Origin of the sequence: Marinobacter guineae (assembly GCF_002744735.1) — a bacterium.
GTDB lineage: Bacteria > Pseudomonadota > Gammaproteobacteria > Pseudomonadales > Oleiphilaceae > Marinobacter > Marinobacter guineae.
Genome location: NZ_KZ319339.1, coordinates 135,630 through 150,915 on the forward strand (window position 1 = coordinate 135,630; position 15,286 = coordinate 150,915).

General features: G+C 52.8%; 9 protein-coding genes. 7 read left to right on the forward strand and 2 right to left on the reverse strand.

From position 1 onward, the window contains the following. The first annotated feature begins 1,372 nt into the window (after positions 1-1,372). From CLH62_RS00605 to CLH62_RS00615, 3 genes are all read left to right on the forward strand, one after another. Entirely contained in the window at positions 1,373-2,125 is a 753-nt protein-coding gene (locus CLH62_RS00605; protein ID WP_099616227.1) for a VIT1/CCC1 transporter family protein, read from the forward strand. 286 nt (positions 2,126-2,411) lie between these two features. Beyond that, positions 2,412-4,055, forward strand: coding sequence for a tetratricopeptide repeat protein (locus CLH62_RS00610; RefSeq protein ID WP_099616228.1), 1,644 nt, complete (start codon positions 2,412-2,414; stop codon positions 4,053-4,055). Positions 4,056-4,530: 475 nt separating this feature from the next. Continuing rightward, on the forward strand, positions 4,531-4,935 hold the full coding sequence (locus tag CLH62_RS00615) for a serine hydrolase (RefSeq protein WP_228152737.1): 405 nt from the start codon (positions 4,531-4,533) through the stop codon (positions 4,933-4,935). Between the two features lie 217 nt (positions 4,936-5,152). Here the strand turns inward: CLH62_RS00615 and CLH62_RS21550 are convergent, their stop codons facing one another. After that, positions 5,153-6,712 carry an NAD(P)H-dependent oxidoreductase gene (locus CLH62_RS21550; protein ID WP_211285614.1) on the reverse strand — a complete coding sequence of 520 codons (1,560 nt, stop codon included), beginning with the start codon at positions 6,710-6,712 and terminating at the stop codon, positions 5,153-5,155. Positions 6,713-6,976: 264 nt separating this feature from the next. On the opposite strand from CLH62_RS21550, the gene CLH62_RS00625 reads away from it, so the two are divergent. The 3 genes from CLH62_RS00625 to CLH62_RS00640 all read left to right on the forward strand — a co-directional run bounded on the left by CLH62_RS00625 (position 6,977) and on the right by CLH62_RS00640 (position 11,689). Next, entirely contained in the window at positions 6,977-7,717 is a 741-nt protein-coding gene (locus CLH62_RS00625; protein WP_099616230.1) for a tyrosine-type recombinase/integrase, read from the forward strand. A gap of 152 nt (positions 7,718-7,869) precedes the next feature. After that, positions 7,870-10,146, forward strand: coding sequence for a DUF2254 domain-containing protein (locus tag CLH62_RS00630; RefSeq protein WP_143752342.1), 2,277 nt, complete (start codon positions 7,870-7,872; stop codon positions 10,144-10,146). A gap of 787 nt (positions 10,147-10,933) precedes the next feature. Then, positions 10,934-11,689, forward strand: coding sequence for a Crp/Fnr family transcriptional regulator (locus CLH62_RS00640; RefSeq protein WP_099616232.1), 756 nt, complete (start codon positions 10,934-10,936; stop codon positions 11,687-11,689). Here the strand turns inward: CLH62_RS00640 and CLH62_RS00645 are convergent. Next, complete coding sequence (locus CLH62_RS00645; RefSeq protein WP_099616233.1) at positions 11,680-13,644, reverse strand: hypothetical protein; 1,965 nt, start codon at positions 13,642-13,644, stop codon at positions 11,680-11,682. The genes CLH62_RS00640 and CLH62_RS00645 overlap by 10 nt on opposite strands. A gap of 252 nt (positions 13,645-13,896) precedes the next feature. Between CLH62_RS00645 and CLH62_RS00650 the strand changes: the two genes are divergently transcribed. After that, entirely contained in the window at positions 13,897-15,204 is a 1,308-nt protein-coding gene (locus tag CLH62_RS00650) for an ATP-grasp domain-containing protein (protein ID WP_099616234.1), read from the forward strand. Positions 15,205-15,286 lie beyond the last annotated feature (82 nt).

The window sequence follows — 15,286 nt, forward strand, 5'->3', positions numbered from 1 at the left end:
CTTCTTAATAGTCTGCGTTTTGCCGGCGGCATATCTGAGCGCAACGGCCAAAGTGAAGAATGCCGCCAAGCCACCAAATAGAGTAATCACAGGGATAACGTTCATAGGTTGTAAATCCTCCAGTGGTTTTATCGTCAAGGACAAATCCTCGAGTGCTGTATTGTGTTCAAGCTCATCATTAGTGTACGAGGAGAATGCTCGCTAGGGCGTATGCAGAAACCATTATTGCCGGTATGCAAATACCCGTATCTTTGGACGATCACATAAAGCACTAGACCTGCCTAACTCGTGGAACCGGGACACCTATTAGACAGCCAGAGCTTGGCGGGAACTGCTAAGGAACAGCGAATTGGCGATGAACCAGGACGAAAGGACACACCACCGAGTCGCACCAAAACTTGCATCGTTGGCGGTTCTTTTGCTGGCTACCCTTGCGATGTATGTAAGCCAGGGGTTGACTCATACGCTGGCCCCGCTTGGGCTCGCTCTTGCAAGACACGCTCTGGCAACCATTCAGCGTCGCCGCAATCACCTTGTGCCTGGCCGCCGTACCGGTACTGTTCTGGCGCACTGATGCGCCGCCAATCCCCACCCGTGCTCCTGCTAGCTGGAGACGTATCACAAGCGTCTCGCCAGTCAGTCTGGTAACGGCCTCTGCGGCCGGCTTTTCCGGGGGTGCGTTTACCGCGCTGGGGCCAATCTACGCCGTCTCGTTGGGCCTGGACATGTCCGGCGTCGCAGCTGCTAATGAGCGTGCCCGTTATTGTTGGCCTTAATTCTGCAATGGCCCGTGGGAGCGCTGTTGGACCGTTAGGAGCGCCGCCGGGTAATGTCTGGCGCAACCCTGGTCTGCGCCAGCTTCGCAATCACCCTTATCTGGGGCCAGAGCCTCGGTCTGGCTGCAGTCTACTGTCTTCTGGCTGGCTTCCTGGGCATTCTGTACGCGCTTTACCCACTTGCCCTAGCCCATGCCAACGACCGCGTCGGAACTCCCACCGATACCGCTGATATCGGCGCTGGGCTGCTGTTGTGCTATGGCATTGGCGCGGCGGCGTCGCCCTTGCGGTGGGGCCAGAATCGGGTTTCCTGGTGGCCACGGCAGCTCTGGCTCTCACCCGCTTCTACATCCTGTAGGATGTTCACCGCCATGCCCGGATCGCCATCGTTGATAAGGGCGCTTACACCAACCTCCCTTCCTCAACCCCGGAAGTGTTTGAACTGGAGCCGCGGACGGTCCCCGATCCCGTGCTTGAAAACGACCTGACCACTAGCAGCCCGGATAAGTCAAAGAACCCGGAATTTTAATCAGACCGATATCCTGGTTGTGCATATACTTTTATGGTTATTCATCCGTTACCGAGGAGGTTTGAAAATGCCTACTCCCAGCCGCGAGGAGCTTCTGGATGAGCACCAACCCCAGGCGGTGCACGCCCGGCTGGCAAAGCCAATGCGAGCATCAACACTACCTGATGCTGTTCTCGGAGGTATTGATGGCTGTGTCACTACCTTTGCGGTGGTTTCCGGTGCTTTCGGTGCGGGCTTCTCGCCACAAGTTGCATTAGTCCTGGGTTTCGCCAATTTGGCTGCCGATGGCTTCAGCATGGCGGTGAGCAACTATGAGGCTGGCCAGGCACAATTGGCTCAGATTGCCAGCGCAGAACAGATCGAACATCAACATATCGCCCTGGTGCCAGAAGGTGAGCGAGAAGAGATTCGCCAACTGTTCCAGGCGAAGGGGTTTGAGGGAGAGCTGCTTGAGCAGGTAGTCGAAGCCCTATGTCATGATCCGGAGGTATGGGTCTCTACCATGTTACGAGAAGAGTATGGGCTTTCGGCTGCTGGAATGAGTCCTTTGCGATCGGCTCTGACCACCTTCGCGGCATTCCTTTTGATCGGAGCTTTGCCCCTATTGCCCTATGCTCTGCCAGGGTTCAGTAGCACAACTCAATTCCTGGCCAGTCTTGGTGTCGCAGGGTTGGTGTTTTTAGGCATCGGTATGCTGAAGAGCGCGGTCTATGGTGTGCCGGTTTGGCGTTCTGGGCTACGCACATTGTTAATGGGTACTGCAGCAGCCGGGTTAGCTTTTGCTACCGGCTTTTTCGCGCATGGGTTACTTGGTGGCTGAGCATTCAAGTTCTGATTTAGCTGGGGCAGGTTACAGTTGTAGGTGAGGGAACTCGTCTTCAGTCGGGATGGGGTTATTGATGAATCGTTCCGCTCGCATCCTGCGGCGGAGCCGAGACTTAATCGTCTTATGCAACTTCGATTTGCAGGTGCTATTCTTGAAGTTAACCGGAGGAATGGTTGTTTTGCAGAGGTACCACTGAAAACCCTGTTTACCAGTGTTTATCTCCCGGCTCTTCAGTGTTTTCCAACATGCCTGTCCAGGTTTTGCCTGCAGCGAGGAACTCATGAAACCGTGCAAAGCAATAGCAATGATAGCCGTGCTTATCTTTACAGCTCCTCTGAATACACTTGCCCAAAGCGACACCAGTCGCGTGCCATTATTTGAAGGGCTGGGCGGTCACCAGCACTCCATCACCACTGACTCCGAGCTGGCGCAGCGTTATTTTGACCAGGGCCTGGTGATGGCCTTTGGCTTTAACCATCCCGAAGCTCACCGGTCCTTCCTGCAAGCCGCCGAACTCGACCCGGATGCCGCCATGGCCTGGTGGGGCGCGGCCTGGGTACTTGGCCCCAACATTAACTCGGCCATGAACCCCGAGAATGCCCCGAAGGCCTGGGAATTACTGCAAAAAGCCCAGGCTACCGCAAGCAAAGCCAGTGCGCGGGAGCAGGCCTATATCAATGCACTGGCAAAGCGCTATGGGCCCGAGACCATGGACGACCGATCCTCGCGGGATGAAGCCTTTGCCAAAGCAATGGGGGAGGTTGCTGCAAACTACCCCGACGATCTCGATGCCCAGGTAATCCATGGCGAATCGTTGATGAATTTAACACCGTGGGATTATTGGCAGGAGAACGGCGAGCCAAAGGCGCAGACCGAAAGGATTCTCAATACCTTGAAGAGTGTCCTGCAACGTAAGCCTGACCATCCTCACGCGAATCATCTACTTATTCACACGGTGGAGGCCAGTGATCCGCGCCAGGGGCTGGACGCAGCCAAGCGCCTTGAGGATCTGGTGCCCACTGCCGGCCATTTGGTACACATGCCGGCCCACATATACATGCGAGTCGGTCAGTACCACAACGCCACTCAAGCCAATCTCCGTGCCATCGAGGCCGACCAGCGTTACCTGGAACAGGTGGATCTACAGAGTGTCTATCAGCTGGGTTACGTACCCCATAATTATCACTTCGGCTGGTCCACCGCCACGCTTGAAGGTCGCAGTGAGCTGGCAATCCGGCTGGCACAGGACATGGCAGGCATGGTCGATACCGAAACCATGCGCCTGCGCCCGCTGACCACGCTCCAGCACTACTGGATAACGCCGGTATACGCCTACGTCCGGTTTGGCAAATGGGACAGGATCTTGAACCTGGACGAACCGGCCGAGGACCTGGTCTACCCCCGGGCGGTCTACCACTATGCCAGGGGCATGGCCTATACCCGCCAGGGCAATCAACAAGCCGCCAGAACTGAACTGGGGAGACTGGATGAGCTACGGACTGATCCGAGTCTGAAGTGGGTGACTGTCTGGGGTATCAACCAGAGCCAGCACATTCTGGAAATCGCCGCCCACTCGCTTTCGGGAGAAATCGCAGCCACTGAGGGGGACTTTGAAGTCGCCATCGACAGGCTTGAGCGCGCGGTAGAACGCGAAGATGCCCTGAACTACGACGAACCTCCGAGCTGGTATTACCCGACACGCCAGGCCTTAGGCGCAGTCTTGTTGCAAGCCGACCAGCCTGAACGTGCAGCGCAGGTGTACCGGCAAGACCTGCTGAAATTTCCTGAAAACGGCTGGTCACTGTTCGGCCTGATGAAGGCGCTTCGACGACAGGGGAATGTACAGGAAACCGAAAAAGTACAACGCCGCTTTCTCAACGCCTGGCAACACGCTGATCTGGTTCTTACCGACTCGCGGCTCTAACAAGCTGCATAAGTACCGGTGGCCGTTAAATCAATGTCCCAGTACATCGGTTTCGTTTTTCTTCGCGTTTTTCTCCTTCTTTTTTTCCTTGGCGGTTAAAAGCGGTTTCTTTTTTGTGTCTTTCTTTCTGTCCTGGCTTTTACTCATGCGATCTGTCCACCTCTGACTGTGGGTGATTTGGCGTTAACGCATCTGTCTGATGCATGTTTTCAGCATCCAGTATGAACCCAATTTCGAGTAACTGATAGGATTTGGAGCGTGGCTCACACATTGGCAATCGCTCATCCGACCTGGCACTCGTGAGGGGCTTTCCAGAACGCAGCCAGACTCCAATTTTTTCAGTTTTCCGAAGCTCCGCTGGACCGTGTGCCATTTTCGTGAGCTTTTGCCGACTGAGCAGGTCAGCCGTGGAATTGGCGCACCGGCTTCACTTGAGTACGGCCTCGATGAGACCGGCAAACGCGGAGCCATGTCCATGACCAAGTCTATGACGGGCCTGCCTGCGGAAATACTCGTGGTTGAAGGAAAGCTGGACGACAATGCACTGGTTTCCTCCATCGTTCCAGAGCTTGCCGACAGTGCATTCGGATCCGCAACCGTCCGGCAGGTAATGGATATGACCACCGGGCTTGCCTATAGCGAAGACTACTCCGATCCCGACGCCGACATCTGGATATACTCCAGGGCGGCCAGCCCGTTACCAAAGCCTACAGGCTATGAGGGGCCCGATGGCTACTTCGAATACCTTCAGACTGTTAAACCCGAAGGCGATCATGGTGATGCGTTCCATTATAAAACGATCAACACAGATGCCCTTGGCTGGATAATCTCCCGTGTATCCGGTTTGCTTCCTATCCAACAGCGAAGAACGGAAAGATAGATCCGACTTCCTTGCCAGCTTACCAGGCGGTGGCCGAGTACCTGTTGTTGGGGCGGTAATGGAAGACCACAGAAAGTACCAAACGCCCCCTAACGACAAATCAAATGCTTGCGTGGCTTATTCCACGCAAAGTACTAAATTCGTCGTCCAACTCAAAAGTTCTATACCTATGCTGAAAACGGTTAGTCTGGAGGGGAGCAGGTCACCCCGGCGATATTTAAGATAGTGCCAACCTCAGTAGTGGAACCAGCCCAAACCACAACACATAGACAAGCGAAGTAACCATCAGCTTATCAATACGACCGGGCGCGCGATCAACTCGAATATGTCGAGACAACAGCCACGTCAGCACGGCGGCGTGAGGGACGACTAGCCACGTAATGCCGGTGTAGGCGCCACCGGCCAGTCCCCAAACGTCCCATGCCAGCGCGGCTGCAGCGGAGAGCAGGACAAACAAGAGCGCGATACGCAGCGCGTTCTTGAATCCAAGGCGTACCGCCAATGTGCGCTTGCCCGCCGAGGCATCCGCATCAAGGTCCGGTATCCCCGACAGCGTGATGGAGGGCAGTATTCCCAATAACATCGGCACGCTCAGAAGCCATGGCGTGGGGTCGTGCCAGACACCGCCCAGGAATATGAAGCCGCACAGCAGCACCCCGATACTGTGGGTGACCGCCACGTCCACCTCGCCCAAACCACGATAGCTGAGCTTCAACGGCGGCGCCGTGTAGCCGATGGCAAGGACGGTCAAGACGCCAAGCACCACGATAATGGCAGCGGGAGCCGCCGGGGACAGCGACAGCAGCCAGATCGTGCCGGCCAACAGGCCCGTTAGCGCAACCCCAATCCCGGCCTTGACCTCCCGCAGACTTAGCGAACCGTCAACCAGTACACGCGACCCGCCGGTGAAGGCGTTGAAGTAGCGATTGCTCCGGTCCGTGGGCAGATCGACCACCTCATTGATCAATACGGTTGCCACTTCCAGCAGGAAGAGGCAGAGGTAGCCGACCCAGAATACCGACGTCCCTAGCACTGGGTTGCCGGGAGAAGCCGCGAGAGCGCCGATGGCATAGGCCACCCACGACATTGGATAGAACTGCAGCCGCAGGCTTCTCAGCCAGGCGCCAGTTTTGTGCTGCAGCTGTTCCATCGGGGTGATCCGACCTTGCTGTAGTTGCCGGCCCTGTCGTTCGGCGCGGGCGAGCCAGGCCTTGCGTTGATCCGCGCTGGCGTTCTTGACGGAGCCAAATACCAGCGAACGCACCGGCCGTATGCCACAAAACCCCAGGGTCGCCCGTGCCAGGGCATTCTTACCGGGTTGCCGGTACAGCAATCGATGCACAAGGGGAGGAGTGTCCATGGTGGTGATCAGCTGTGCGGAGCGGTCTTGCAACAGCCCTTGATAGCCGATGCCGCCTTCGCAGGTTCTGAAGGCGAAGCCTGGTGCCATGAGCCGATCCAGAAAGCCCTTGAGCAGGGCGGGAGCGCCACCCCACCAGGTGGGATAGACGATTACCAGATGATCCGCCCAAAGAAAGAGCTCCCGCGCCCTGCCCAGGTCGTCTTCAAGCGGCTGATCGTTGGGGGAGGGCGTGTGCAAGTGAGGATCGAAATCCAGTTCTGACAGGTCTAGCCTGCGCAGCTGCATCCCTGCCGCGCGTGCGCCGCGGCAGAAGGCCTCCGCCAACGCTCCGCAAAAGCTGTCGGCGCGGGGATGCCCAAGAATAACCAGCACGTTTATCGGCCGTTCAGTCGGTCCGAGTCCCTCAGTCAGCATGATGTTCGTCCTGAACGCTTTCCTTTGGTCTGTGGCGGTTCTTTACACTTTCTGTAGTCGTCCACATATCTCACAGCTGGTTAAAGTTTAGCCAGCAACTCATCTTCTGCCTAGTTTCCTTGCAGTTGACGTTACCCTATAGTTCGTCAACCGACCCCGGTTTCTTGCGGTTTTTCGGGCTCTTGCCATACTGAAGAAAGCGGAATAGGGCGTTTTATCAACCCTGTAATTCCTCCCATGAATTGACAGAACCCCGAAAAGGAAATGTCAAAATCCATCACCAGCGCGCGATCATTTCCGCGCCCGTCTCGAAATACGCGTTCGCTCGGGTTTCAGGAACGCCCCCTGGTGTCGTTCCCGATCACCGAGGTGACCATCGATTGGGACCGGCTCATCGACAAGCGGCCCCTGTTGTTGGAGACCCTCGACACCATGCCCAAGTACCTGCTCAAGCCGGAGGTGCTGACGCTGTTGGAGGCCGAATCCCACCCCATGCACCGACTGATCCTGGATCTGATGTGGTGCACCGGCGCGCGGGTCTCCGAGGTCCTTGCGATCACGCCGGCCAGCTTCCGCGACGACGGCTACGACTTCGGGGTAATCCTCAAGACGCTCAAGCAAGGGGCCGGGCGGCCGAGCAAACGCAGCCTGCAACGCTCGCCCAAGCGCTTCATCCCCATTCTTGATAGAGACTTTCAGACCCGGATCCAGAGCTACTTGTGGATGGGGAAGTTTCGGAAGGACGAGCGGATCTTTCCGATCACGCGCCAGGCGGTCAGTGCTAACATCGACCGGTTAATGGAGCAGGTGGGGGGAGAGCCGCCCTTCAAGATTGGGTGTCACACATTTCGGCACAGCTTTGCGGTGCACCTGCTCCTGCACGGGCGGCCGCTGAGGTTTGTGAGCCAACTGCTCGGGCATCGAAGCGTCGAATCTACAGAGGTATACACGAATGTGCTCACGTTCGACGGTGCGCATTTCCTAGAAGGGGTGGAGTTTCATTAGCTTCGTGTTTTCCGAAAGGGGGGCTGAAAATTTACGGGGCTCCAAATCTGCTAGTCATTGATTAAGAGACTAACATGATCAGGTCATTAATTTTAAGGATATCCAGAAAACCCTAGGTAAATATGGCTAAAACGTATAGGACTCTTGAAACTGTGATAAATAAAGCACTTGCGACGAAAAAACGCACTAAGCTGAAAATAAGAAACACTATAAAAAGAGCAAAAAAATCTTTGGTTCTTTTGCAGGCTAAGACCTTTCAGCGTTTATATTACATACAGAACTTAGTGTCCCGTTTAAAGTCAATTTATGGTGGAAAGATAGCCTTCCTAGCTTTAATTTCGCTTTTAGTTATAAGCGTATTTTTTACACCGTTACTTCAACTTTATATTGAACCGTACTTCTCAAAAACAGGCAGACTTGATCTACTGCGGGAATTTTTTCTTTCTCTTGGAGGTGCTCTTATAGGTGCTACGGCGATCGCATTTTCACTAATCATGTTTGCAATGCAAGTAAACGTTGAACGTATGCCTCACGGACTATTCAGAAAATTCAGTTCTGATGCAAAGCTGCTTGGATCCTTTATTGTCACGTTTTCACTGGCTATCGTTATTGCTGGACTGTCATTCCTACCTGAAACGTCCTGGGTCGCTGGCGCTATTGTGACAACAGTTTTGTGCTCGTTTTTAATTATATTGCTATTTGTACTAGCATACCGTCGAGCACTTACCTTGATAAGCCCCACAATGCAGTTGAGCTTATTGGTCAATGACACAAAAAAGAGCTTCAGAAAATGGGACAGAGCCGCAAAACGCACAACGCCTATATTTCAAGAAAAAGATAAAAATCAATCAGAGCTTGGGGACGTCAGGGGCGAATTCGACATGTACCGTTTGACCTATTTTCAGTTGCATCCAAACTGGACATCATCTGCTGAGCAAGCGATTTACTATTGCATTACCTTCGCAAGACGATACGCAGAGCAGGGAGACCACGAAGTATCCCGAGTAGCCCTTAATGGAGTAGTTGCAATCAATTCTTTCTACGTCAAAGCGAAAGGAAGAACATTTTTTTCGAACAACTATTTTTTCGAAAATCTCCTGGCATCTGACAGCTTTTTATTAGGGACACTTGAACATTTCAGACAAAATATTCAAATTGGAATATCGAGGAAAGACGAACAATTTATTGAACAGAACTATCAAAGCTTGTTCCAGCTAACGCGAATTTATTTATCCATAGAATATGGAGATTTAGTGTCCTCAAAATCTCATGCACATTTGGTTGCAGGCTACCTGGAAAAGGCAGTAGAAGATACCATTCCACACAATATGGCTGATGTGTTAATCCAAGGTGTTTCAGTACTGGGAAGTACGGCTAGGCTTATTGTTGCCCATGACAGGAGTGTACATATCGGCTCTATCTCAGAAAAGATTGGATTCGCTGGCTGTACAGGGGTTGTAAATAAAAACTACCAGGCAGTGTCTCAAATAGCAGTTAAGCAGCTTGCCACTCTTACGTTTGATTTGCTGCGCAGTAGGTCTGCGGATATAGATTTTGCCATAAAACAAGTAAGAAACCAGATAAAACTAATTGCGGAAATGTACCTTAGTACACCTGACACGCCGCTGATGAGTACTCACAGTTCGAGCCTGGCCCCTTACTACTCTGGGACTAGCGAGAATTCCTTAATGGCTTGGTTGACAGAATTGACCAATGCCTTATCAGAAGCTGACTCTAATAATAAGGATGCAAATCTTGTTATAGGCAATATTTCTGAATGGGGAAGTGACCTCTACCAAACTGAAAAAGAGCTACTATTGCTATCAATCGAGAAAAAATCTCATCTCACATTTGACCTTGTTCATTGGATTGTTTACATCACAAAATTACTGTTGGCGATTTCTTGCTCAAAGGCTTGTGATCATCATCATACAGACAAGCTCAGAAAGTCTGCTATGTGGCTAATTTGGGTACTTTCTTGGGTGCCTGGTGATGAAGAGACCATTAAATTTCTAGAGACTTTTCGTATTGCCGACACCATATTTGAATCTGCGGTTGATGCCCATAAGAGAGACTGTGCTACCGAGGCTCTAGAGGTTAGAAAATTACTTCTGAACTGGACACATAAGTCGGGTAAATATCAGACTGGGTGGGCAACTTTGGAAAAAGCGTGCTGTGGCTTAGCCTGCTTAAACATTATTCTTGGCCTCGCTGATGATTTACTTTTAGACGAAATTGATGCTTACCTTACTACACAAGAGGCGCCTAGTGTTGATATCAGATCTCGAACTGCCAGAGACCTTCATCAGGAAGCAGAAGAATATCGAGAAGGGTATGGGCATGGCGCGATAGATCTGGCGATGTCAGCAGTAGATCAAGAAATACTGAGAATACTGTTGCACAAAATAGCTGATCATTTGTCACCTTAAACTGGCCACTAGGATCTTCTGACCGAGAACCTGAAGAAAAGGTGTTGTCCTAAATCCTAAGGGCAGCAGAGACGGATTTGGCGCCATTCCGCTTGGTCGTTTACTGGATAAAATTTATTGTGTTCCCTTATTTTTCTGGGCCCCATATAGGAGTCCAGCATCTCCAAGGGCTTCTTTGAGCGACTCCTCCGGAAGCTCCTCGTATATTAAAGTGGTTGAAGGTGACACATGGCCCGCAATTTTTTGAGCAATTTTCACGGACCTTCTTTGTTCATGGATAATGTTCGTCATCAGCGTTCTTCTTCCGCTATCAGGGCTGACGCTATTTCACAATCGAAATTAACCGCTAGAATCCTAGACATTGATCGTCCTAAAGGCGCCATTCGAGAAAAAACCGAAAACGTTCAGAATCATCGAGATATCGAGTTGATGAGTAGTTTAGTGGTTTGCGTGAAAGTTTAGCTCCTTGTGTGGAAAGGTTTAGCACTTTGTGTTGTCGTTCATAAAATCCGTAATAATGTTATTTCAACGCATACTAAACTGCGCATAATGTATATTATGTTAAATACAGCATGTGCTTCGATAACCGTTGCCTAGATCAGGCTGAAATCCTGACTGGAAAATCATGGAACCCACACCCGACTGGGAGAAGGTCTGAATGGCCTCGGAGCTGGATCGGATTAACTCGGATCAATTCTATATGCTCGGTACCACACAGCACCCTTAAAGCTGTACTATATTTTACATGATTTTACGTTTTACCGGTTGGCACAGGGAGGACACCGGGATGGCGACGGAATACGCATTTTCGTTCGATAATCAGAAACCGCAACCAAATCACCTGCTAGCCGCACTACAGGCAGACAGCATGGCGCGTCTGCGCCCCCATCTGAAGTTCGTTTATCTTCCCTTGGGGGAAGTGCTATACGAGCCTGGCCTGAAAATGCACCATCTCTATTTTCCGACTGATTCCATCATTTCACTGCTGTACGTTACCCATGATGGTGCGTCCACCGAAATCTCAGTGGTTGGCAATGAAGGTGTGCTTGGAGTGCCCTTGTTCACGGGTGGAGAGAGCACCCCGATCGGGGCTATGGTACGAAGCGCGGGTGGAGCCTATGCGCTGCCAAGAGAGATACTCAAGGAGGAGTTTGCTCGCAACGGCAGACTCATGGAACTCCTGCTGCATTACACACAAACGCTGATCACCCAAGTGGCACAGACTGCAGTCTGCATCCGGCATCATCATATCGATCAGCAATTATGCCGCTGGTTGCTCATGTCCTTTGACCGACTCCCAGGTAATTCTCTGCTGATGACACATGAGTTAATCGCCAACATGCTGGGTGTCCGGCGTGAAGGCGTGACCGAAGCCGCAGGGAAACTCCAGAAGCTTGGTGTGATCAGCTACAGGCGCGGCACGATTGAGGTGCTGGACCGCGAGAAACTGGAGTCCCTGTGTTGTGAATGTTATGCCGTGGTAAAGAAGGAAACTGACCGGTTGCTGAACTGGGGAATCCCTGAAAAAGCCCCCTACTCATAACTCGCAGCCCAACTGTTACGGCCCAACTCTGTGGCGCGTGTCACGTCTGTTTCAGGAACCACGGTCATATCCCCCAGTTCCCTGGTGTCGTAATGAAACACACATAGGCGTGAAGCAAACTCAGCGAACGGCAGTGATGCTTCGCCGTGGCGCTCACCATGACTCTCTGTCGAGCAGTTAATACCCTGGCCCCAATTCTGGCCACTGTCGTTATTGGGGTTAAAAAAGTAGATGCGCATATCGCCATCGCGATCAAGGTTGACCCGGAGGATGGTTATGGCATGGCGTCCAACGAGGCGCCCTCCACTATCAGTGACAGCGATGCCAGCGGGTTGCGGATGGATGATCGGTATGTTGCCGTTGTAATAAGGGTGATAAGAGGCATAAAAATGGCGGATGAAGTCCTCATACTCATGGATTTTGCCTGTTTCCCGGCTTATAACACTGAGAAAGCCATGCCCTACCCACCAGCCGTACATCTCCGGGTTGATCCAGCGATGCAGGTCGTCGTCGCGTACCCCGCACAATCGCCCCATCTCGCCATAAATGCGGTCAAGATGAGGTGTCAGAATCAATGAAACTGGATCGACGTCGGTTGGAGGTACTTTCGCAAGGCCTGCTTCCAGGTGTTGCGAGGTAATATATTGTCCTTCGAATCGCATGATGACATCGTCATCTCGGGCAGCCCAGGCCACCAGCTGTAACAGAAAATCGGCGTCGTTAAAGGACCACATGGAAAGGCCGATGACTGACTGACACGTCGGGTTATTGCCCTGGCCCACACCTAACGGCTGGCCCAGAAGGCTCAGTACACCGGCCAGTAAATACACCCGTGGAGGATGCGCTTCACCGAAAACCGCGCTCAGCCTGTCGGACGCCGCCGGGCACAGTTTCAGTTCGAGTTGCCGCCACAGGCCTGCTGCTAAAGGCGGTGTGAACAGGGATCCGCGTTCAAGAAACATGGTAAGGCCATAGACAGCCTGACTGGTTTCCGGGTGAACGACCTGGTCAATCAGTTCGAGCACGATCTGACGGTAGCATTGAAGCACATCGTTGCCGGTGATGCTCAGGCCCAATGCCAGCGGTATCAGGTCATCCCGGTGGCCCCGCAGGTGCCGTAACAACATGGGATGATAAGGAGAAACCATGCCCGTCTCATGCATCGCACTGGCAAAGCCTTGCGCCTCCTCAGATAGAGCGAGTTCGTCCATGGTGGCCAGACGTTCGCCGTAGACGGCAAAGCCCGGATCGTCGCGGCACCCTTTGGTTGGTCCAAACAAAGCGCTGACTAGCCGCGCCGCTTTGTCCATGCCTGAGGTTTCAATTTCCGGATCAAACAGGCATTTGGCAATCTGGCTGACCATCTGCTTGATGCTGTCTGTCTGTATTGGGCGCTGGGCCAGCAAGCGCTGCACTTCATCCACCAGGCTGTCGAGAATACTTTCATAACCCAGCCTGTTGAGCAGGTATTGGTAAAGCGAATTGACGATCTGTCCGAGCCCCTGCGGACGTTCCCGATCCGCTTCGCTCATCTGGCCAGACAGCAGGTCCAGATTCAGTGCCGTCACCTGAGTCAGAAAGTGTCTGGCCTGCTCCGCTGAAATTCCGGGATGAAGGTAATCACCCATGGCTACGGCAAGCAGACGAAGCTCACTCAGGGCTTCGATGGCAGTGAAATCCGGGGCCCCCTGGCGTAACGTTCTTACGGCAAGTGCGGGTCGCAGGATGGTAGGCTGGTCCCAGTCACTGCTGGTAAATACGCCGGTGGCCTCCATCTCCGGTACTCGGGCGTACAGCGCGTCCAGACCGCCAGGCACCTCCATAACATGAAGTGACGCTTCCAGCACTTTTGTGTTGCGGGTTGCGGGCTCGCTCTGCCGAGCAAGAGCGAGCTGTTCCAGAGCCTCGTCAAACCTTGCAACAGAAGGGTTGGTAGCTAAATCAGAGCCGGGCATAGTCACGATACCTTCCTTGTTTACGCAACAGACAGTTTGTGGTCTTTCAACGATGCTCCCAAGGGCATTCGGATGCAAATGATTCCGGGTCTTTCGTTTCCATTTGTAACCAGACCGACTATGTTAGTACTTGGGATTCGCGTGACCAGCTATTCAATCCCCTATAAACGACACTGCATGAAGGCTCAGTTTACCTGGTGCGCTCCAATGTCTGCGCAGTTTGTCTGGGTTAACCAGCAAGGAGAACATCGAATGTCGATATCATCAGAAAAGCAAATGCCCGAAGCGGTAGCAGCCTGGCGCGATCCGGAAATGGACTCGGTCAAAGGAACCGAGACCCCGAAGGATCCGAATAAAGGCTACATAGCCCTCCTTGGCTGGAGCGTCAATGCAATCAAGGCTGCACAGAAGTTCGACCGCCGCTATATCGTTGTGGCTCCGGAATGGGCTACGGATTTCTGTACCGCAAACAACATACCCTTCATCCCGTGGGATTTTATCCGTCTGAATGACAGGTCCCTGGAGATTGCCGAAACGTTGAAGGCGGAAGGCGTTGATGTCGCCATCCCGTTGTTCGAGGAAACCGTTGAGTGGTCTGGTGCCATCAACTCTGTCCTGCTCGACAGCCCTCGTATGTACGGGCAGTCGATTCTGTTTCGTGACAAGGCTCTGATGAAGCGCAGGGCGCAGCTTGGCGGTATTCGTGTCGGGATCTTCGAGGAAGCGCACGAGAAAGAAGACATCGTCCGCTTCATGAAGCGCGTTAACCAGACATTGCTCAAGCTTGATGGTGACCCTGACGATCCGATTCACGTCAAGGCATTCGACAAGGCCGGCTGCCTGGGCCACCGAATGATCCGCACGGTAGAGGAAATCGACCAGATTCCGGCCGAAGAATATCCATTGCTGATGGAAAGCCACCTGAGTGGTTGGGAATTTGCTGTTGAAGCCTGGATCCACGATGGCAAAATCAAGTTCCTCAATATTTCAGAGTATGTAACTCTGGGCTACTCGGTGTTCGTACCCGCTACCGAGCAACTCGAGAGCTGGCGAAACGCGATCACCAAGCAGATCGAGTTACTGATCAAGACGTTTGATATCAAGTTCGGCCTGATTCATCCCGAGTACTTCGTCACTGCAGACGGTGAAATGTACTTTGGTGAGGTTGCCTACCGCCCGCCCGGGTTCAAGGCTTTCGAGCTCATCGAGATGGCCTATGGCTTCAACGCCTATCAGGCATCGATGTTGGTATTCGACCCCAAGAGCACAAAAGAGGAAGTGGATAACTTTTTCCCCCGCGAAGTGGTCGATGCGAAAGGCTACGCAGGTTGCTTCGGCGTGTATCCACGCCGTCGTGTGGTCAGCAAACTGCAAATGCCCAAAGAAACGATTGAGCATCCCTATTTCGTGTCCCACGAATTGCATGAGCCGACTGAAGAGACCGTTCCTGACCGGTCAGCCTTCGGCACTCATTGGGGCCTGGTCTTCTTCTTTGGTGACGACCCCATCAGGATGCGGGATCTGCTGAAAGCCCAGGAGGACCTGGACTTTTATGTCTAGAAGCCCCCTTATTCAGTAGTAGCAAACGCGACGTCCATGGTTCTGGTAAGAGGGACTTCAGAATCATGGACGGTCTTGGCCC